Genomic DNA, 21,324 nt, shown 5'->3' with positions numbered 1-21,324 from the left:
TGAAAACTCCTTCTAGCAATACTTGCGAATAGCTCGCATGAGATCTAGCATCGTCGTGCAGCATCCGATTATCGCCAGCTTCAATCCATAGAGCGCCTTTCTGCGAGCAAGCCAAGGGACGGCGTTCGTCATGCTTTTATCAGCCCGTGGAGCCCATTCATGTCAGATTCGCTTGAAGTCAGGGACGCTACTCGTGAACGGACAGTTCCCGCTCCCACCCCCGCTGTGCACCGGCAACAGATCATCGACCTGCTCGACCCCGAGAGCTTCCAGGAACTGGACGCCCAGGCCGAGCACGATTGCGTGCATTTCGGCGCCGCTGCCCGCAAGACCCGCGGTGACGGCATCGCCACCGGCCATGGCACCATCGACGGTCGCCCCGTTATCGTCTACGGCCATGACGGCAGTTTCATGGGCGGCAGTTCGAGCCGCATCCACGCCCTGAAAATCGGCAAGGTTCTGGACATCGCCCTGCGCACCGGGGTCCCGGTGATCGCCCTCAATCATTCATCCGGCCTGCGCATCCATGAAGGTGTGGACGCCGATTCGCAATTCAGCCATGTGTTCTACAAGACTGTCAGGGCCTCGGGGGTGGTGCCGCAGATTTCCGTCGTCCTCGGCGACTGCATCGGCGGCGCCGCCTACACCCCGGCGCTGACGGACTTCATCATCATGATCGACAACCAGTCAGCGCTGTTCCTGACCGGCCCCGCGGTGATCCGGCGCGCCACCGGCGAGGAAGTGACCAAGGAAGAAATCGGTGGCGGGTTCATGCATGCCAGCGAAACCGGGCTGGCCCATTTCCTCGTGGACAGTGTCGAGGCGGCACTGGATCTGACCCGGCAACTGCTGTCGTACCTGCCGCAAAACAACACCGCGTACCCTCCGCATGTGGAGGGTCCGACGACCCAGCGTTACCTGACCCCCGCCGTGGCTAGCCTGGTTCCCCGCGAAAAAAACCTGCCGTTCGATGTCCGCCAACTGATCGACGGCTTCGTCGATGAGCAGTCGTTCCTCGAAGTACAGCCGCTCTTCGCCCGCAATATCGTGATCGGTTTCGCCCGGCTGGGCGGCAAGAGCATCGGCATCATCGCCAACCAACCGTCCTGGCTGGCGGGCTGCCTGGACATCAACGCCTCGACCAAGGCCGCGCGCTTCGTGCGGTTGTGCGATGCCTTCGGGATTGCGCTGCTGACCTTGATCGATGTGCCCGGCTACCTGCCGGGGCGGCAGCAGGAACGCTCGAACGTGATTGGTGCGGGCGCCAAGCTGATGCACGCGTATTGCGAAGCCAGTGTGCCGAAAATCGCCGTGGTCCTGCGCAAAGCCTACGGCGGCGCTTATCCCACGCTGGCCAACCGTTCGGCCACCGACCTGATCTTCGCTCTGCCCGGCGCGGAAATCTCGGTAATGGGCCCGGAGGGCGCAGTCGACGTGATTTTCCGCAAGGACATTGCCGCATCCGCCGATCCCCAAGCACGCCGGGAAACCCTGATCGATGACTACCGCCAGGCCCACGCCAGCGCCGAGTATTCGGCCAGCCGCACCTACATCGAAGGCCTAGTCGAGCCCGAGCATCTACGCAATACGCTGATCGCCAATTTCACCCTCTTGCAAGACAAGATCCCGGGGCTGCCGGGTAGAAGACATTCGAACATCCAACTGTGAAGGAGCACGGTCATGGCTATTCCAAGGGACCCCAGCAACGACTATCACGAAGACCAGATCGCCCGACGCCTGGCCTGGGTCGCCGAGCAGACGGATACCCGCCTTCCCTATATCGGCGGAGCGGCAATCAGTGGCGAGCAGGTCAAGGGCACCTGTGAAAACTTCATCGGCTTCGTCGGCACGCCTCTGGGCATTGCCGGGCCGCTGCTGATGAATGGCGAACGAGCCAAAGGCGAGTTCATCGTGCCGCTGGCGACCACCGAAGGTGCGTTGGTGGCATCTTTCTCCCGCGGCATGAACCTGATCACCGACAGTGGCGGCTGCAATATCACCAGCCTGGACAACGCCCAGCCTTCGCCCGGACAGCCCGCGTATCGGTTTCTGGGCGACGCGCTGACCAAGATTTCCGCGTTCGTCCTGCACGACCCCAGTGATGCGCCGCGGTTCGACAGTTGGCTCAGGGCGCACATGGTCGAGATCGTCGAAACGGCCAACGCCACCAGCAACCATGCACGCCTGCTGGAGGTATCGCCGCTATTCCAGGGCGATCTGGTGGGTCTGGCGTTCACCTACGAAACCGGCGACGCGATGGGCCTGAACATGGCCACCAAAGCCAACGAAGCCGCCTGCCGCTATATCAAGAACCAATGCCCGGAGTGGGTGGATTACTATTTCAACACCCTGGGCGGTGACAAGCGCTTCGTGGCCGACCAGGCCAAGGGCCGTTATGTGTCTGCCAGCGTGAGAATTCCCAAGGCACTGGTGGAACAGCGCCTGCGCACCACGCCGCTGCGCATGCAACGCTTCCTGCATGCCTGCAACAGCCTGCTCGCGCAACGCGGCGCGACCGCGCCGAACATCCATATTGCCAATGCGCTGACCGCGCTGTTCATTGCCTGCGGGCAAGACCCCGCGTTCGTCACGGTGTCGTTCAAAAACGCCTGCACCACCTTCGACGTGCTGGACAATGGCGACCTGCTCGCCAGCGTAACCCTGCCCAACCTGATTGTCGGCACCGTTGGTGGCGGCACGCGCCTGCCCGCGCAGCAAGAGTGCCTGCAGATGCTGGGTTGCACGGACGACGCCCGCAAGCTGGCGGAAATCGCCGCCGCCGTAGCCCTGGCGGGCGAAGTCTCAGTGGCGGGCGCCGTCAGCGCCGGCGAGTTCACCCGCGCCCACACCACGCTGGGCCGTGGCCAGAGTGCCGGGGCAACGCCTGCTCGACTGGCGGAGGTATGACGATGGTTCGTCGCGTTCTGATCTGCTGCCGTGGAGAAATCGCCCACCGTTTTATCCGCACCTGCCAACTGCTGGGCATCGAGACCGTGGTGATCTACAGCGCCGACGATGACCAGGCGCCCTTTGTTCTTGCGGCCGACAGCTCGGTCCGCGTGCAAGCCTGGGATCCCGCGACGCTGATCCAGACCGTGATCGACGCGGCCCTGGACAGCAACGCCGACGCCGTGGCGCCGGGCTATGGGCCATTGGCGGAAAACGCCGACTTTGCCCAGGCCTGCGCAGATGCCGGCCTGCTGTTCATCGGACCCAACGCGGCGGCCGTGCGCCACACCGGCGACAAGATTGCCGCGCGCGCCGCCGCCCAGCGTGCCGGGGTTCCAGTGGTGCCAGGCCTGACCATCGACGATGACGTCGAGACTGGCGCGCGTGCCGCCGACGCCCTCGGCTACCCGGTCCTGCTCAAAGCGGCCCTGGGCGGCGGCGGACGTGGCATCCGCGTGGTGACGCAGCCCGACGAGTTTTCCGGGGCCTTTGCCGAGGTACGCCATGAAGCGATCCGCGCGTTCGGCAGCGGTCAACTGTACCTGGAGAAATTCCTCGGGGAAGTGGTCCGCCACATTGAAGTCCAGGTACTCGCCGACCAGCACGGCCATTACCTGCACCTGGGGACACGGGAATGCAGCGTGCAGCGCCGTCGCCAGAAAATCGTCGAAGAAGCGCCAGCGCCGAACCTCAGTGACGAGGTCCGGCAACGCCTGCATGAGGCGGCGCTGGCGGTGGCCCGGGAGGTCAACTACGACAGTGTCGGCACCGTGGAATTTCTGGTGGATGCCAGCGAACAGTTCTACTTCATCGAGATGAACGCGCGGATTCAGGTCGAGCACCCGGTGACAGAGCAAATCACCGGGGTCGACATTGTCGAACACCTGATTCGTTCGGCCCAGGGCCAGCCACTGGGCCTGACCCAGGAGCAGGTGCGATTTCACGGGCATGCTTTCGAATTCCGCTTGTGCGCCGAAAATGCCCATGGCGATTTCTTGCCCACCGGCGGACGGGTCATCGACTACCGCATCCCGGAGGGCCCGGGAATTCGTGTCGATTCCGGGATTCAGATCGGCTCGCTGATGTCGCCGCTGTTCGACAGCCTGTGCCTGAAACTGATCGTCAGCGCCGACAACCGTGCCTTTGCCGTACGGCGTGCCCGTGCCGTGCTGGAGGAATGGCTGGTGGCGGGCTTCAGCACCAACCTGCCGGTGCACGCCTGGCTGTTGTCCTACCCGGCGTTCGTCGACGGCACGTATGACCTGTCTATCTGCAATCACTTTCCCTCGGCCCATGCCCTGCCCGCCGAAGACGCCCGGCTGCTGCATGCCGTGGCGGCACTGGCGCGGCACCTGGAGCTGTCTCCGGCAGCCGCGCCCGTGCCCGCCACGGCAAGTAACCAACCATCGGCCTGGACCCGGCGCAACAGCCACTGGCAGTTGGCCTGATATCCCTCAAGGAGCGACCCCGCATGAGCAGATCAGCGGCGCACAGCCTGCCCGTCACGACGCTGGCCGGCAGCGCAGAAGGCGACACCGGCACGGCACAGGTGCACATCGAAGCCCTGGGCGAACAGCGTTACCAAGCAGTGTTCGCCGATGGCAGCAGCCTCCTTTTGGAAGTTCTGCAGCAGGACGAACTGCCCCACAGCACCACCCGGCTGACCCTGAACGTGGACGGCCAACGCAAGACCGTGCATGTCACCGCGAATGGCGCGCAACAGTTGACCCTGAACCACGCCGGCAGCCAACGTGCCCTCACCTGGCACAGCGGCAAACGCCGGGGGGATGGCGACGCGACGCCCCGCCAGCACTTCAGCAGCAGTTTGCTGGCACCGATGCCCGCGCGCGTGCTGGAAGTGCTGGTCAGCGAAGACACCCTCGTCGAAGAGAACCAGCCGTTGCTGCGCATCGAAGCGATGAAGATGGTCATGACCTTGTCCGCGCCCGGTCGCCGACAGATCAAGACCCTGCACATCAAACAGGACGACGGCATCCTCGCCGGCCAACTGCTGATCACCTTCGCCAAGGTGGATTGAGCGCTGCACAACGCCCCCGAAGCAGCCGCGACGGGGCGCGACCCGGTAACTTTTCTCATATTCAATGGAGCTGAAATGACACTAGAAGCCCGCGTCACCCAGTACTGTGACGACCTGACCTTTGCTTCAATCGACGCCGCCTCCCTGGAAATCGCCAGCCGTTCGTTGCTCGATGCCCTCGGTGTGTCACTGGCAGGTGCCCGCGATGTGGGGGTCAAGGTATTGGCCGGAATCGTCGAGCAATGGGGTGGCCAGCCGCAAAGCCGGGTCCTCGGCCGTCAGCAGGCGCTACCCGCGCCGGCAGCGGCGATGCTCAACGGCGCGGCCGCCCGCGTGCTGGATTTCGATGACGTCGCCGACCCTCTGGGCACCCATCCCAGCGTGGCCATCCTGCCGCCGCTACTGGCGATTGCCGACCTGATCGGCCAGCCCATCGACCGCCAGGCGTTCCTCACGGCCTTTGTCGCCGGCCAGGACCTGTCCATTCGCCTGTCCCGGGCCCGCAAGGAAACCCTGCTGGAAAGCGGTCGCTACGACCTGTGCAAGGTCATCGCCGCCACGGCCGCCGCCGGCAAGCTCTACGGCCTGCGAGGTGCGCAACTGCATCACGCGCTGGGCATCGCCTACACCAGTGCCCTGGGCGAAACCCAGTGCATGATCGATGGCGCCTCGACGGTGTTCTACCAGCAGGGCCTGGTGGCGGCCAATGCGGTGCGCGCCGTGGTGCTGGCGGCCAACGGCTTTACCGGCGCGAGCCAGTTCCTCACCGGTCGCTGGGGCTACTACAACGCCTTCGAACCCGGCTCGGCACTGGACACCATCGAGGCCGGTCTGGGCAACACGTTCAGCAACACCGACGGCATTGCCTTCAAGCCCTACCCCACGTGCCGGCCCAATACCTCGGCGGTGGCCCTGGCCCTTGAACTGGTGCGCGGGCGCCGCCTGCAGGCGGCGGAGGTGGTGCGCATCGACGTGCTGACCAACCGGCAGATCTTCGACCTGGTCAGCGCCCCGATCGAACGCAAGCAAGCACCGACCACGGTCGTCGAGGCGCGCTTCAGCCTGGCTTACAACATCGCCGCGGCACTCACCAGCGGCGACCTGTTCATCGATGACTTCAACGAACAGGCGATCCTGCGGCCTGCGGTGATCGCCCTGAGCCGCAAGATCTTCCCCGATCACGACCCGTCCTGCGAGATCGCCGAACTGGGCACCCACGGCAAGATCAAGATCCGCATCGAGCTGGCCGATGGCACGGTCCTGCAAGGCGAAGTCAGCCACGCCAAGGGTAACCCGCTGAACCCGATGAGCCAGGAAGAGCTGCTGACGAAGTTCAACAAGTGCCTGGCCTGGTCGGACGCTGCCCAGGCCCGGGCACAGTCGGCAACCATCGTCGACTGGATCTTTGACCGCGACGCGATCAACCCTTCCTATCAGGTACTCGCCCAGGCCCTGCACACCCCGCTGTAATCTCCCAAACGACAACAGGCACCTGTCAAAGGTGCCTGTTGTCGTTTTCCCCGGGACCGCTTGCCGTCAATAGACCTTTTCCACCTCCACCACCGCGATGCGCCGGACTTCATTGCGCTCCAGCGGGCCACCATTGATCTGCGCCAACAATTCACTCTCGCGCTGCCGCGCGCCGATGATCGAACGCGCCTTGACATGCCCGTAGCCGCGAATCGCTTCCGGCAGGCGCGCCCAACTCACCACCAGCGGCAAGTTTTCGGCGGTCAGCTTCGGCAGCAGCGAAAGCACGGTGTTCTGGTAGGTCTCGAGCAGGCGCAGCTCTTCCCGACGCTCCTTGAGCACAGCGAACGGGTCCAGCGCGGTGTGCCGTAAGAAACGCAGCCCCGCCAGCGCCCGGAAGACCGGAATGATCCAGCCGGAGACCTTGATCTTGCGCGGTTCGCCCGTGCGCTTGCGCAAGCCATCCAGCAACGGTGGGGCCAGATGAAAAGTCACCTTGGGCCGGCCGGCGAACGACTCGCCGAGGCTTTTCAGAAACTCGGGCGAACTGTGCAGCCGCGCCACTTCGTATTCGTCCTTGAACGCCATCAGCTTGAACAGGTTGTGGGCCACTGCATGGGCCAGCGTGGTATCGCCCAACCCCGCGGTAGCCTGGACGACCTGCTCGACCATCGCCCGGTAACGCGCGGCATAACGTTGATCCTGATAGTCCACCAAAAACGCACTACGCCGTTGCACCACCTGCGCTAGGGTCTCGCCCTGCGACACCACTGGCGCGGGGCGGATCTGCGGGGCCGGGTTGATCTGAGTGTCGACGAAGGCCGGATCGGCCGCCAGCAGTCGTCCCCAGGCAAACGCCACGCGGTTGGACTGGACATCGCCGCCATAGATTTCCAGCGAGCGATCGAGGGCATCGAACGTCAGGGGGATGGCGCCTTGCTGCCAGGCAAACCCCAACAGCAGGATATTCGCCTGCATCGGGCCGACCACCGCCGTCGCCACCTTGCGCGCATCCAGCGACTGATAGCGCTCGGCCCCCACGGTGTCGATCAGGCGCTGCTCGATCGCCCCGGTTTCCAGGCGCACGGCCGGGTCCAGCAGCATCGCGCCGGCCTGGACTTCGCTGGTGCTGGCGACCACCCGGGACTTGCCCCGGCGTAGCACGTTCAAGGCTTCATCTTCAGAGGCAACGGCCAGGTCGGAGGCGATCAATACGTCAGCGCAGGCCCGGTCGATGCGGTGTTGGTGCAACTGCCGTGGATTCCGGGCCAGACGGATGTGACTGAACACCGAGCCGCCTTTCTGGGCGAACCCGGTAAAGTCCAGCACCGACACGTCCAGCCCTTGCAGGTGCGCGGCCATGGCGATGGTGCCCGCCATCGTCACCACACCCGTGCCGCCCACGCCCGTCAGCAGCAGTTCGAAGGTCCGCTCGAAGCCCACCTGTTCTGGCGTCGCCAGGGCGCCGGCGCGGACCAGCACATCCTCGGCGGGCAACTGCTTGCGGCGCGCCGTGGCAGGCGTGCCACTGACGGTGACGAAGCTTGGGCAGAAGCCCTTCACACAGGACTGGTCGAGGTTGCAGGAATCGGTGTCGATACTGCGCTTGCGGCCGAATTCGGTGTCCACCGGCACCACCGACAGGCAGTTGGACTTGACCTGGCAATCGCCACAGCCTTCGCAGACCTGCTCGTTGATCACCACCCGCGACTGCACCTTCGCGGGCGGCAAGCGCTTGCGCCGTCGCCGGGCTTCAGTGGCGCACACCTGGTCGAACACCAACACACTGACGCCGCGCAATTCCCGCAAACGCCGCTGGACACTGTCCAGGCTGTCACGGTGGTAAACCTTCACGCCCTCCGGCAAGCCTTCGCCTGATGGGTAGCGGCTCGGGTCATCCGCCACCACCACGACTTCGCGCACGCCTTCGCTCTGCACCAACTCGACCACCTGGCGCACGCTCAGTTTGCCGTCAACCGGCTGGCCGCCCGTCATTGCAACCGCGTCGTTGTACAGGACCTTGTAAGTGATATTGGCGTTGGCGGCGATGGCTTGCCGAATCGCCAGGTAGCCCGAGTGGAAAAACGTCCCGTCACCGATGTTCTGGAAAATATGCGGGGTCGCCACGAAAGCCATCTGCCCCAGCCAGTCGGCACCCTCGCCCCCCATTTGCACGCTGCCGCTGGTCGCGCGGTCGGGCATCCGCGCCGCCAGCGCATGGCAGCCGATACCCAGCCGGGCCTCGCTGCCTTCCGGCAACTGGGTCGAGGTGTTGTGCGGGCACCCCGAGCACAGGTAGGGCGTGCGTTTGAGCCAGTGAAGTTCGCGCGACACCGGGCCTTCGATCCAGTAGCGCGGCGCATCGATGGCCAGGCCAAACGGCGCCAGACGTGTCGCCAGAACCCGCATGATCCGTGACGGCCGCAGCTCTTCGGTGACCGACAACAACGGTTGCCCGCGTTCATCCAACTTGCCGATGATCAGCGGCCGGTGCTCCGGTTTGGCGTTGAACAGCGCGCGCTTTAGCTGGTCTTCCACTACGCCGGCCTTCTCTTCGACGACCAGCACCCGCTCACAGCGCCGGGCCCAGGATTCCAACACCGGTGACAGCGGGTACACGACCCGCACGCCGAGCAGGGCGATCCCAGCCTTTTCCAGCGCGTCCAGTGTCACGCCGCCACGCTCCAGAGCCTCGCGCACATCGCCATACGCCTTGCCGACGGCCGCGATCAGCAGCCGGGGAAAGGCCGGTGCCACGTCCACCCGATCAAGGGGATTGGCGCGGATGAAACTCCGCGCCGCCTCGATCTTGTAGGAAAACCGCCGTTCAATCTGCATGCCTGGCAAGTCTGGCCAGCGCCAGTGCAGACCGTCAGGTCCGGGATCGATAGTCGGCGCGGTAAAGCGTGGCGCTTCGACGGTTTCGACTGAACGCGATGCCTCGACCGTTTCGGTGATCGCCTTGAACCCGACCCACAGCCCGGAACTCCGCGACAGGGCCCAGCCCCACAACCCGCAATACTCATAATCGTCGAGCCCGACCGGGTGGATCACCGGCAGCCCCCAGGCAATCAAGGCTTGGTCCGACTGATGGGACATCGACGACGAAACGCAACCATGGTCATCTCCGGTGACCACCAATACGCCGCCATGGGGCGACGAACCGTAGGCGTTACCGTGTTTCAGGGCATCGCCGGAACGGTCGACTCCCGGGCCTTTGCCGTACCACATGCCAAAGACGCCGTCGTGCAATCGGGTCGGGTCGCTTTCCACCCGCTGACTGCCGATCAGCGCGGTCGCCGCCAGGTCTTCGTTGATGCCCGGCTGAAAGCGGATGTTGGCCTTTTCCAGCAACGGCCTGGCCCGCCACAGCTCCTGGTCGAGGCCACCCAGCGGCGAGCCCCGATAGCCGCTGACAAAACCCGCCGAATTGATGCCCGCCGCGCGGTCCGCGGCAGCCTGGGCCAATAGCAGGCGTACCAGCGCCTGCTGGCCACTGAGGAAGATCTTGCCGGCGGGCTCTTCGATACCCCGCCGATAACGAGAGTCAAGCACGTACGCCGAATCCAGAGTCATGTTCGAGTCCCTTCAGAGTGCGCTTGCTGTGGATAGGGGGCAGTGGTGCTGAGCAGCTTCAATCCCTGGCGAGCGATCACAATCGCCTCTCGTAGTACGGCCTCATCGCCGATATGGTTCATCAGCAGCAACACCAACTGGGCATGCAGCAAATGCCCGGCCGATGCGTCGAGGTCCTGGCAGGCGTCGGTCAGTAGCTGGAAGTAGCCATCCGGGTTGCTCAGGCGGCACTCGCTGGCAAGGCTGGTGGCCAAAGGGCTGGATAACGTGCTCATGACACATGCTCCTGTGCGTGGGCAGGCACTTCAGTGGCCGAAGCGATAGCAATGGCGCGCTCGATGGCGGCCACATCGAGAAAGCTCAGGGTGGTCAACACATGCTGGTCCGGGCGGATCACCGCCACCGCCCCCGGTTGCAGGCCGTAGCGCGACGCGACCAGGCCCGTGTGATCCCACACCTGATCGAGCCCCGGGTCGGGCCTGCGTGAAGTCAGCACCAGCACATCGACCGGATAGGCCGCGGCGATCGCCTCCGCTACCGGCGTCGGGCCAGGCTCGTACAGCAATACGGTAAAGCCCCGCCGGCCCAGATGGTTGAGCAGCCAGTCGGGCTTGCCGTGAACGGTTACGGGTGCATCCGGGCTCGCCGTCCCGGGCGCGATGCGGGTGGCGTCGTGCTCGCCGAACTGCTCGAACTGACCGACGCCAAGCAACCGCGCCGGCTTCGACAGCCGCCCGGAATTGATCAGCGTGCGAGCCCAGGAGGTGTTGCTGGCCAGCGCCAGGGACGCTTCGCGCAATACATGCACGGCGCTACTGGGCGGAGTGATGAAGTCCGCGCTGCGGGTCGAGTTGAGGATGTTTTCGTCAGCGGCGAACACCCGCTCTTCGTCATAGGAGTGAATCAGCGCCGGTGACGCACCGTGGAGGATGATTCCGGCCAGGCGCCAGCCGAGGTTGTCCGCATCCTGGATGCCGCCATTGCCGCCACGCCCGCCAAACGGGCTGACCTGGTGCGCACTGTCACCGGCGAAGACCACCCGCGAATGCACAAAGCTCTCCAATCGCCGGCAGCGGAAGGTGTAGACACTGATCCAGTCGATGCGTAGCGGCGTCTGCTCGCCGAACATCGCTCGCAGCCTCCTGGCGACCCGCTCTGGTTCGCGCTCCACGGCCGGATCGGCGTCGGCGCCCAGTTGGAAATCAACCCGCCACAGGTCATCCGGCTGTTTGTGCAGCAGCACCGAATGGTTGGGATGAAAGGGGGGGTCGAACCAGAAACGTCGCTCGGCGGGAAAGTCGGGCTTCATTTCCACATCGACAATCAGGAAGTGATCGTCGAATACCTTGCCGATAAAAGGCAGGTCCAGCGCACTGCGGACCGCCGACCGCGCGCCGTCGCAAGCGACAAGCCAGTCACAATGCAATCGATAGGCACCGTCGGGGCACGCGACACTCACGGTCGCCCCCTCTGCCCGCTGCTCGACGCCCACCACTTTGCTCAGGCACTGCAACTCCACCAGGCCAGTGGCCAGGCACGCCTGGACCAGCCATTCCTCGATATAGGTTTGCTGGATATTGAGGAACGCCGGATAACCAAAGCCGGGCTCCAACTGAAAGTCGAAACTGAACATCTCCTGGTCTTTGTGGAAGACCCGGCCAAGCTGCCAGTCGACGCCTTTTTCCCGCAAGTTCTCCGGCAACCCCAGGCGCCCGAGGATTTCCAGACTGCGCTGAGCAAACACAATGGCCCTGGATCCTTCCGTCAGCGTCTGCCGGGCCTCCAGAACAACGCTCGCTACGCCGCGCCGGGCCAGGTCGAGCGCCAGGGTCAAGCCCACGAGGCCGGCACCGACAATCGCCAGGGGCACCGTTCGGGCCGTAGTGAGTTGAAGATCCGGGGGAGTGGAATAGATCAAGCTGGACGGCTGGTGCATGAATCGTCGCCTCCGATGGCAAGTTGTCGCGTTAAAGCAGGTCCTGGCAAAGGAAGTTAGCTCCCTGACGCGTAGTACGCAAGTACGCCTTTCTTGAAGTTTTATAGTGTAAAAAACTATGTTTATAACGTTTATCAGTCTGTAACTTTTCCCTGCCACAGCGTGCATCCAGACGATAAAAGCCGCCAGCACATGGCCATCAATACCCATAGATACAAGAGATACAGCCCGAAAACGCCACGCTTAGGCGCGGTGGAGCGCTTCGACATAAAACTCCGAAAAACTATATTGCAAGCGATCTATTCGTGAACTACTTTCTTTTTCGACATGAAGTCATGTTGAACACAAGCCCAGGCGTACCTGGACGTCGCGGTCCATGGAAGGGCGATGATTTATTCAGGAGATGCAATGCTCGACATCACTAAGGAAAACCCGGCATCGACACTCGATTCCGCCGTGGGCACCGAACCGCTGACCGTGCTGTGCACGCTGTTGTCACGGGCCGACAACACGCCTTTGAATCAGCGACGCAAAGGTCCGCTGCAAATGCTCGACCTGTATGGCGAGGTGCTCGGTGACCCGGCCAATACCGTGAATGCCTTCGAGGCACAGCCCAACCTCAACTTCGAAAAGTGGACCGAGTACTGGCGCAAGACCCACGGCCCACGCTTCACCCACGCCCTGCCCACCCAAGCGGACGGCCGCCATCCCTTGCTGCGCTATGACCAGATACACCGCCTCAGCGCAGGCCCTTCGCACCTCTCGCCACTGCCCTACCTGCCGCCCCTCGACAACGACGGCCGACTGTTCGACAGCGTGATCGGCCGTGTGCCGCCCTACGCGCGCCCGGATTGGGACGGTATCGCGTACCTCGGCTTCGCCAACACCGACGCCTTGCAAGTCACCTTCGGCCACGAGGAAATCTCCCGGGCGATCCTCCCCGAAGACCAGGTGATCTTCCGCGAGCTGTGCCCGATCCTGTGCCGTCAGCACATCCTCATACCCAGCGCGACATCTCGCGAATCGATCCTGTTGATCAGCCTGATACGCCGTAACCGGGCACTCAGCCGCGACCAGTTCCAGCGCCGCTGGCTACAGGAATACGCACCCCGCTTGCTCGAGCAACCGGCGACCCAGCGCCTGGTCAGGCGCTATGTGCAATTGCACAACATCGGTCCGGTCGACGCGGACCAGCCGCTTTATCACGAAGTGGCCAAGGACATCGACGGCGTGGCAATCAGCGCTTTCAGTTCGATCATCGACCTGGAGGAGTTCCTGCTTGATCCGGGCATCGCCGCGCTCACCCAGGCCCAGGCGCCACTGATCGATACGCAGCAACCTGAGTACTGGACTGGCCTCGCCTTCCAGGTCATCAACCAACTGCCCGGTGAAACCCGCACCGCCAGCCCCGCGCCTGCTCGACGGGATGTCAGCGCGCACGCCTGACGCACGCAGCGTCCTGATTCACCCGATCCCCTTATGGAACAAGCGGAGAAGTACCGATGCCCAATGAATGGTCACCCTCGTCCTGGCGTGAAAAGAACGTACTGCAATTGCCCGAGTATCCCGACCCCGAGCGTCTCGCCGCGGTCGAGGCGCAACTGCGCGGCAGCGTGCCGCTGGTGCTGGCCTCCGAGATCCGTTCACTGAAGGCTCGCCTGGCCCAGGTCGCCCGTGGCAAGGCATTCCTCCTGCAAGGTGGCGACTGCGCGGAATCCTTTGCCGAGTTCCATCCGGGCGGCGTCCGCGACCTGTTCAGGGTTTTCCTGCAGATGTCGACCGTGCTCGCGTTCAGCACCGGGGTGCCGGTGGTCAAGGTCGGGCGGATTGCCGGGCAGTTCGCCAAGCCGCGCAGCAGCCCCGACGAAACCATTGACGGGGTGACGCTGCCCAGTTATCGCGGCGATATCATCAACTCCATCGAGTTCAACGCGCAGGCTCGCCGGCCCGATCCCGAACGAATCCTGCAGGCGTACAACCAGTCCAGCGCCACCATGAACCTGTTGCGCGCCCTCGGCCGCAGCGGCTTTTCCGACATGCGTCATGTCCAGCAATGGAACACCCGTTTCATTGCCGGCGCCCCCGAGGGCCAGCGCTACCGAGTGATTGGCCGCCGGATCGAGGAAGCCCTCAAGTTCATGAATGCTTGCGGTGTCTCGCCAGAGTCTGTCCAGGCGCTGCGTGAAACCGAGCTGTTCACCAGCCACGATGCGCTGCTGCTCAACTATGAAGAAGCCTTCACCCGCCTCGACTATGCCAGCGACGAATGGTACGACTGCTCGGCGCACATGCTGTGGATCGGCGAACGCACGCGGGGTGTCGAGGATGCCCACGTCGAGTTCCTCAAGGGAGTGAAAAACCCCATCGGCCTCAAATGCGGGCCGACCCTGCGGGAAGACGACCTGTTGCGCCTGATCGATGCGCTCAACCCGGACAACGAGCCTGGGCGCTTGACCTTGATCGTACGCATGGGCGCCGACGTGCTCGCCGAACGCCTGCCGCAGTTGGTGCGCGCAGTGAAGAACGAAGGGCGCGAGGTGATCTGGTCGGTCGATCCGATGCATGCCAATACCATCAAGTCCAGCACCGGCTACAAAACGCGGCGGTTCGCTTCGGTGATCACCGAAGTCGAGCGTTTTTTCGATGTCCACCAGGCCGAAGGCACCCATGCCGGCGGCGTACATCTGGAGATGACCGGTGCCGATGTCACCGAATGCACCGGGGGTGGACAGCGCATCTGCGACGCGGACTTGAGCAATCGCTACCACACTCATTGCGACCCACGTCTGAACGCCACCCAGGCCCTGGAGCTGGCCTTTCTGATTGCCGAGAAACTGAAGATCGAAAAGCCCGAACCGGCAATCCTTGAACTGGCCCTCTGAAACCTTTTCCGCAGCCACTAAAAAGCCCATCCGACCGTGGTCGGATGGGCTTTTCAATTACCGCCGATCAGATCTCCGTCTGCATCGCTTCGCGATCGAAACGGTTGATCTCCGCCAGGCGGTTTTCGAACACCTTGGTCGGCCATTGAGGATCCGCCAGCAGCATCCGTCCCAGGGCCACCAGGTCCACCGCACCGGACTGCAACTGCCCTACTACCGGCGCCAGGTCCGCCTGCCCGGCGTCGGGGTTTTCATTGCCGCGCAGTTGCGCGATGGAATAAGCCTTGTCCAGGCCCACGCTACCGACCATCATCACCGGCTTGCCGCTGAGGCGTCGGGTCCAGGCGGCCAGGCTATCGCTGCTGCCCTCGAAGGCCGGCTCCCAGAAGCGTCGGGTACTGACGTCGAAAACATCGACGCCGGCCTCCACCAGGATGTCGAGAAAGACCTTCAGCTCGGCGGCGTTATCGACGATCCGCGCCCCGTAGTCACTGATCTTCCACTGCGAAAAACGGAACATGATCGGATAATCCGGGCTGGTCGCTTCGCGCACCGCCTGGACGATTCGTGCGGCAAGGCGGGTGCGGTTTGCCAGAGAGCCACCGTAGTCATCATCGCGCTGGTTGGTCTGGCTCCAGATAAAGCTGTCGATCAGGTACTCATGGGCGCCATGGATTTCCACACCGTCAAAGCCTATGGCCCGGGCATCCCTCGCGGCCTGTGCGTAGGCCTCGATCACCTGCTCGATGTCATCGAGGCTCATCGCCTTCACTTGTACCTCCCCGCCCTCGCTGATTTCCGAGGGACCATAACCGGGCACTAACGGGTCCGGCGCCTGGCCGAGGCGGCGGATCGGACCGACGTGCCACAACTGCGGGACGATGCGCGCACCGGCCTGATGCACCGCCTCCACCACCCGCTTCCAACCCTCCAGGGCCTGGGGCCCAAAGAGGTCCGGCACATTATTGTAGCCACTGGCGGCCGGGTGGCCGATGCAGGTGCCTTCGGTGACGATCAGGCCCACCCCGCCTTCGGCCCGGCGCTGGTAATAGGCGACGGATTGCTCCCCGGGCACCCCGCCCGGTGAACGCTGGCGGGTCATAGGTGACATGACTATTCGATTTCTCAAGGTGTGCGGCCCGAACGCAATGGGCTTGAACAGCGCTTGGTGCTGGGATTCACGCGCTTGACTCATGGTGTGCTCCTGGACTGACTCGCGGAAAAAGGAACGGCACGCGTCACCACCGCTTACGCGGTGCTGGACAGGAATCCACCGTCGATGCGCAGGTTCGCTCCATTGATATACGCCGCTTTCGGGCTTGAGACGAAGGTCACCAGGTCGGCCACCTCGTGGGGTCGTCCCAGGCGACCGACCAGGGTGGGTGAAATCTCCGAGGCGATCTTGCGCTCAATCGCATCCCAGTCGCCTTCCCAGGCATTCTTCTGCGCCACCGAGTGCCAGTGGTTCTCGGCGGCCGGGGTCAGGACATCCCCCGGACTGATGCAATTGGAGGTCACGCCAGTGCCACCGAACTCCTTGGCCAAGGTCACCGCCAGGCTGACACAGGCGGCCTTGGTCGCCGCATACGCGCCAAAACTGGCGAACGGGCGGGTCGCCGCAATACTGCCGAGGGTAATGATCCGGCCCCAGCCGCGGTCGATCATGCCCGGAGCCAGCAACCGGACCAGACGCACCGCCGAGCCGACGTTCTGGTTGTAGAGGTTCAGCCAGTCCGCTGCCTCGCTTTCCAGTACCGGCGTGGGCGGGAACGCGCCGGCATTGGCCACCAGGATATCGATGCCGCCGAACGCCGCCAGTGCGGCATCGACCACTTGCTGCGCCTGGTCGTCGTTGGTCAGGTCACCACAGGCCAATTCCGCCCGGCCTCCCGCCAGGCGGATAGCGTGCACCACCTCCTCGCTTTCCGGCCGTCGCCGGCCATGAACGACCACTTCGACACCTTCGGCGGCCAGCGCCAGGGCAATCGCCTTGCCGATGCCGCTGTTACTACCCGTCACCAACGCGCGTTTACCCGATAGTTGTAAATCCATTTATCCACCTCAACGATTGGTATACCCAGTGTTCAGTTCTTTACCGGCGCGCCGCCCGTGCTATCGACTTTCACCGTCAGCACGCACAGCACCGCACACACCGCCGTCAGCACGGCAATCAACACCAGCACCGCACTGAACGATTGTTGATAGACCGTGGCCAGCAGTTGCCCCAGCACACCCTTATCAGGACTGGCCGCCTGCTCCAGCACCGAATTCAGTTGACCACTGGCGATCCGGCCCGCCCAGTCGCCGGTCTGCGAAGCCCCCAGCAGCGGGCTTTCAGAAGCCAACTGGCGCAAGCCCGAGGCCGTGTATCCCACCAGCAACGCGCCAATGATGGCGATGGCCACGGCCTCGCCCGCCACGCGCATGGTGGTGAAGATACCGGCGGCCATCCCGGCCCTTTCCTTCGGCACCACGCTCATGGACAGGCCGTCCATCAGCCCCCACGGCAGCCCGCTGCCAATGCCGATGAGCAGCATCGGCAGAACAATGCTCCAGATACTTGCGCCCGGCGTCAGGGTCAGCGCCAGCCAGCAATGCCCCAGGGCCGCCAGCAACAGGCCGGCACCGCACAGGTATCCAGGAGCGATGTGACGCGACAGCGAGCCGGCCAGGAACGGCACGATCAGCATTGGCGCGGTCAGCGGCAGGATGGCCAGGCCGACTTCCGTCTCGTCGTAGCCCTGAATGCCAATGAACCAGATCGGCAGAAAGACCAGCAGAGCGACGAAGCAGAAGCCGGTGGAGATCGGCAGCAGTTGCACACCGACAAAACGCGGAAAACGGAACAGGCTCAGGTCGAGCATGGCCTCGCGCGATTTCAGTTCGACGAGGATGAACAGCAGCAACAGCACGCCACTGCCCGCCAGCAGCGCCACGACAGAGGCGTGACCCCAGCCCTTTTCCGGCCCCGAGACAATCCCCAGGATCAGCGCGCCGAGGGCCAGGGTAAACAGGGCGATACCCCACCAGTCGATACGCTTGGCGTTGGGATCACGCGACTCATTGACCTTCTGGAAACTGAAGACGAACACCAGCAGCGAGGCCAGGGCAATACCGAAAAACAGCGCGCGCCAGCCCAGGTGAGCAATCAGCACGCCGACCAGCATGGGGCCGAAGGCCAGGCCGATACCGAATGAGGTGCCGAGGAAACTGAAGGCCTTCAAGCGCAAGTGATCGTCGAATTCCTGGGCGATCAGGGCCGAGGCGGATGTCAGCGTCAGCGCCCCGGCAATGCCTTCGATCCCGCGGAACACGTTGAGGAACGTGATAGAGGGCGCGAGTCCGATCAGCAGCGACGTGAGAAAAAACAAAAGCAGCCCTGAAATAAAGCATCGCTTACGACCAAATCTGTCTGCCAGCGCCCCTCCCGCCATCACGCAACTGCCGAAGGCGACGTTGTAGGCGTTGACCACCCCGCCCAACTCCAGCAATGAACCGCCCAGGTCCCGGGCAATCATCGGCGTGGCGATTGCAGGCCCGGTAAAGACGATGGGAATGATGATCCCGGCCGCGCACAGCGGAATAAGTACGGAGTATCGGTTTTTCAGAACGGGTTGCGTGTGTTCTTCCAGGAGCTCTTGAGAAATGCCCATTCAGTCATGCCCTCGACTCAAACAAAATCCTATCGACCTCGGCAAGGTCGTCCTGGCCATTGGCCGGTATTGCAGAAAACGCGAAATTTATGCTCTCACGCTGATAGATCGCATGCAACTCAAAAAAATGGTGCTCATTGCGTGTCGTCCACCGGCGGGGGTGCCAGGGTTCTCGACGATTCGCCGCGTATTCCGCAACAACCGGACTAACCTTTCCTTGAGCCGTCAGGCCGTCCTGGCATTCGACTATCGGCTATAAGGTCGATGAACCATCTGGTTAATTAGCTAGCTAAGCGTATAATCGCCCGCATTCACACAGCGAGATGTTCCGCATGAATCAACCTTCTCAGGCCTCTGGCCTCAGCAAATTCATCCTCATCGGGCTGGGCGTGGTCGTCGCCTTGCTCGGCCTTGCACTGGCCGCGGGCGGGGTTCGCCTGACCGCGCTGGGCGGCAGTTGGTACTTTCTCATCGGTGGCCTGGCGATGGCCGGCGCGGGGGTGTTGATTGCCCTGCGCAAGCCGGCCGGTGCCTGGCTGTTCGCGGCATTCCTGGTGGGCACCGCCGTCTGGGCGCTGGTGGACACCGACCGCAGCTTCTGGCCAATGTTCTCCCGCCTGTTCATGTTCAGCGCCATCGGCTTCGTCGTCGCGCTGGTCTACCCGACCCTGGTGCGCGCTTCCGGCGGCACTGCCGGGCGCGGTGCCTACGGCGTCGCGGGCGTGCTGGCGATCGCGCTGGTGTGGGCGGTGGGCAATATGTTCGTCGCGCACCCAAGCGTCGCCGCCAACGGCAACGGTCCCGGCCTGACGCCGGTGGACCCGGCCAAGGCACAGAAAGACTGGGCCCATTACGGCAACACCGAGGGCGGCAGCCGCTTCGCCGCGCTGGACCAGATCAACCGTGACACCGTCAACAAGCTGAAAGTGGCCTGGACCTACCAGACCGGCGACGTCGCCATCAGCGACGGCAACGGTGCCGAAGACCAGCTCACCCCGCTGCAGATCGGCGACAAGGTGTTCATCTGCACCCCGCACAACAACCTGATCGCGCTGGACGCCGACACCGGCAAGGAGCTCTGGAAAAACCAGATCAACGCCCAGTCCAAGGTCTGGCAGCGTTGCCGTGGCATGGCCTACTTCGACGCCACCCAGGCCGTCGCGCAGCCGACCCAGCCCAACAGCTCGCCGATCATCGCGGCCACGGTTGCGGCCGGCGCCAACTGCCAGCGTCGCCTACTGACCAATACCATCGACGCCCGCCTGATCGCGGTCGATGCCGACACCGGCGAGTTCTGCCAGGGCTTCGGCAACAACGGCCAGGTTGACCTCAAGGCCGGCTTGGGCAACGTGCCCGATTCCTACTATCAACTGTCCTCCGCGCCGCTGATGGCCGGCACCACCGTGGTGGTCGGCGGTCGCGTTGCGGACAACGTCCAGACCGACATGCCCGGCGGCGTGATCCGCGGCTTCGATGTGATCACCGGCGCCATGCGCTGGGCGTTCGACCCGGGCAACCCGGAAGACAAGCAGGCGCCAAACGGCGACAGCACCTACGTGCGCAGCACGCCGAACAGTTGGGCGCCGATGTCCTACGACGCGGCGATGAACACCGTGTTCCTGCCGATGGGCAGTTCGTCCACCGACATCTACGGTGCCGAGCGCACTGCGCTGAACCACAAATACGGCGCTTCGATCCTCGCGATCGACGCCAGCACCGGCGCCGAAAAGTGGGTCTACCAGACCGTGCACAACGACCTCTGGGACTTCGACCTGCCGATGCAGCCGAGCCTGATCGATTTCACCAAGGACGACGGCAACACCGTGCCGGCGCTAGTGATCGGCACCAAGGCCGGGCAGATCTTCGTCCTCGACCGCGCCACCGGCCAGCCGCTGACCAAGGTCGAGGAAGTCCCGGTGAAAGCCGCTGACATCCCCAACGAGCAGTACTCGGCCACCCAGCCACGCTCTACCGGCATGCCGCAGATTGGCGCGCAGACTCTGACCGAGTCGGACATGTGGGGCGCCACCCCGTATGACCAACTGCTGTGCCGCATCGACTTCAAAAAGATGCGCTACGACGGCCTCTACACCGCGCCAGGCACCGACCTGTCGCTGAGTTTCCCCGGCTCCCTCGGCGGGATGAACTGGGGCAGCCTGTCCACCGATCCGGTGCACGGTTTCATCTTCGTCAACGACATGCGTCTGGGCCTGTGGATCCAGATGATCCCGTCGGCCAACCAAGGCAAAGCTGCTGGTGGTGGTGAAGCGCTGAACACCGGCATGGGCGCGGTGCCGCTCAAAGGCACGCCGTATGCGGTGAACAAGAACCGCTTCCTGTCGGTCGCCGGCATTCCGTGCCAGGCCCCGCCATACGGCACCCTGACCGCCATCGACATGAAGACCCGCCAAGTCGCCTGGCAAGTGCCGGTCGGCACCGTCGAAGACACCGGTCCGCTGGGCATCCGCATGCACCTGCCGCTGCCGATCGGCCTGCCGACCCTCGGCGGCACCCTGTCGACCCAGGGCGGCCTGGTATTCATCGCCGGCACCCAGGACTTCTACCTGCGCGCCTTCGACAGCGGCAACGGCAAGGAAATCTGGAAATCCCGTCTGCCAGTGGGCAGCCAGGGCGGCCCGATGACCTATGTCTCGCCGAAGACCGGCAAGCAATACGTGGTGATCACCGCCGGTGGTGCGCGTCAGTCGACCGACCGCGGCGACTACGTCATCTCCTACGCCCTGCCGTGACCTGACCCCGGGCCCCCCCCCCCGGCGGGGGGCCCGGTTTTCCCGGGGGGGGGGGGGGGGGGGGGGGGTT

At 63.9% G+C, this 21,324-nt stretch carries 14 protein-coding genes; 8 read left to right on the top strand and 6 right to left on the bottom strand.

Annotation, left to right across the window (positions count from 1 at the left end; all coding sequences use genetic code 11):
- Positions 1 to 159 precede the first annotated feature (159 nt).
- The 5 genes from NTD82_RS15185 (at position 160) to NTD82_RS15165 (ending at position 6,457) form a co-directional block, all read left to right on the top strand.
- Positions 160 to 1,668, top strand: coding sequence for an acyl-CoA carboxylase subunit beta (locus NTD82_RS15185; protein ID WP_095155112.1), 1,509 nt, complete (start codon positions 160 to 162; stop codon positions 1,666 to 1,668).
- A 12-nt stretch (positions 1,669 to 1,680) separates the two neighbouring features.
- Positions 1,681 to 2,907, top strand: coding sequence for a hypothetical protein (locus tag NTD82_RS15180; RefSeq protein WP_262129295.1), 1,227 nt, complete (start codon positions 1,681 to 1,683; stop codon positions 2,905 to 2,907).
- A gap of 2 nt (positions 2,908 to 2,909) precedes the next feature.
- Positions 2,910 to 4,397 (top strand): acetyl/propionyl/methylcrotonyl-CoA carboxylase subunit alpha, encoded by a 1,488-nt coding sequence (locus NTD82_RS15175; RefSeq protein ID WP_095155114.1) that lies wholly within the window; start codon positions 2,910 to 2,912, stop codon positions 4,395 to 4,397.
- A gap of 23 nt (positions 4,398 to 4,420) precedes the next feature.
- Positions 4,421 to 4,987 carry an acetyl-CoA carboxylase biotin carboxyl carrier protein subunit gene (locus NTD82_RS15170; protein WP_262129294.1) on the top strand — a complete coding sequence of 189 codons (567 nt, stop codon included), beginning with the start codon at positions 4,421 to 4,423 and terminating at the stop codon, positions 4,985 to 4,987.
- Positions 4,988 to 5,062: 75 nt separating this feature from the next.
- Positions 5,063 to 6,457, top strand: coding sequence for an MmgE/PrpD family protein (locus NTD82_RS15165; protein WP_262129293.1), 1,395 nt, complete (start codon positions 5,063 to 5,065; stop codon positions 6,455 to 6,457).
- 66 nt (positions 6,458 to 6,523) lie between these two features.
- On the opposite strand, the gene NTD82_RS15160 is transcribed toward NTD82_RS15165, so the two are convergent.
- From NTD82_RS15160 to NTD82_RS15150, 3 genes are read right to left on the bottom strand one after another with little or no spacing between them, the layout of a single operon-like run.
- A complete protein-coding gene (locus NTD82_RS15160; RefSeq protein WP_262129292.1) occupies positions 6,524 to 10,033 on the bottom strand; it encodes an indolepyruvate ferredoxin oxidoreductase family protein in 3,510 nt (1,169 codons plus the stop codon).
- Positions 10,030 to 10,308, bottom strand: coding sequence for a DUF2783 domain-containing protein (locus NTD82_RS15155; protein WP_095155118.1), 279 nt, complete (start codon positions 10,306 to 10,308; stop codon positions 10,030 to 10,032). Before NTD82_RS15155 ends, NTD82_RS15160 begins: the two co-directional genes overlap by 4 nt.
- Positions 10,305 to 11,969, bottom strand: coding sequence for an FAD-dependent monooxygenase (locus tag NTD82_RS15150; protein WP_262129291.1), 1,665 nt, complete (start codon positions 11,967 to 11,969; stop codon positions 10,305 to 10,307). The genes NTD82_RS15155 and NTD82_RS15150 overlap by 4 nt, the downstream gene beginning before the upstream one ends.
- Before the next feature lie 408 nt (positions 11,970 to 12,377).
- On the opposite strand from NTD82_RS15150, the gene NTD82_RS15145 reads away from it, so the two are divergent.
- Entirely contained in the window at positions 12,378 to 13,415 is a 1,038-nt protein-coding gene (locus NTD82_RS15145) for an EthD domain-containing protein (RefSeq protein ID WP_262129290.1), read from the top strand.
- 56 nt (positions 13,416 to 13,471) lie between these two features.
- A complete protein-coding gene (locus NTD82_RS15140; protein WP_095155120.1) occupies positions 13,472 to 14,851 on the top strand; it encodes a class II 3-deoxy-7-phosphoheptulonate synthase in 1,380 nt (459 codons plus the stop codon).
- A 67-nt stretch (positions 14,852 to 14,918) separates the two neighbouring features.
- On the opposite strand, the gene NTD82_RS15135 is transcribed toward NTD82_RS15140, so the two are convergent.
- Genes NTD82_RS15135 through NTD82_RS15125 form a run of 3 tightly spaced genes read right to left on the bottom strand, consistent with a single transcriptional unit; the run spans position 14,919 to position 18,504 of the window.
- Positions 14,919 to 16,046 (bottom strand): NADH:flavin oxidoreductase, encoded by a 1,128-nt coding sequence (locus NTD82_RS15135; RefSeq protein ID WP_095155121.1) that lies wholly within the window; start codon positions 16,044 to 16,046, stop codon positions 14,919 to 14,921.
- A 53-nt stretch (positions 16,047 to 16,099) separates the two neighbouring features.
- Complete coding sequence (locus NTD82_RS15130; protein ID WP_262129289.1) at positions 16,100 to 16,903, bottom strand: SDR family NAD(P)-dependent oxidoreductase; 804 nt, start codon at positions 16,901 to 16,903, stop codon at positions 16,100 to 16,102.
- Positions 16,904 to 16,935: 32 nt separating this feature from the next.
- Positions 16,936 to 18,504 (bottom strand): MFS transporter, encoded by a 1,569-nt coding sequence (locus tag NTD82_RS15125; RefSeq protein ID WP_262129288.1) that lies wholly within the window; start codon positions 18,502 to 18,504, stop codon positions 16,936 to 16,938.
- Positions 18,505 to 18,836: 332 nt separating this feature from the next.
- Here NTD82_RS15125 and NTD82_RS15120 point away from each other — a divergent pair, with 332 nt between their 5' ends.
- On the top strand, positions 18,837 to 21,254 hold the full coding sequence (locus NTD82_RS15120) for a glucose/quinate/shikimate family membrane-bound PQQ-dependent dehydrogenase (protein WP_262129287.1): 2,418 nt from the start codon (positions 18,837 to 18,839) through the stop codon (positions 21,252 to 21,254).
- Positions 21,255 to 21,324: the final 70 nt, after the last annotated feature.

The organism is Pseudomonas sp. 5P_5.1_Bac1, assembly GCF_025466015.1.
In the GTDB taxonomy this organism is placed as follows: domain Bacteria; phylum Pseudomonadota; class Gammaproteobacteria; order Pseudomonadales; family Pseudomonadaceae; genus Aquipseudomonas.
Note: the sequence above shows the minus strand (reverse complement) of the source record. Positions and strands in the feature narration are given on the sequence as shown.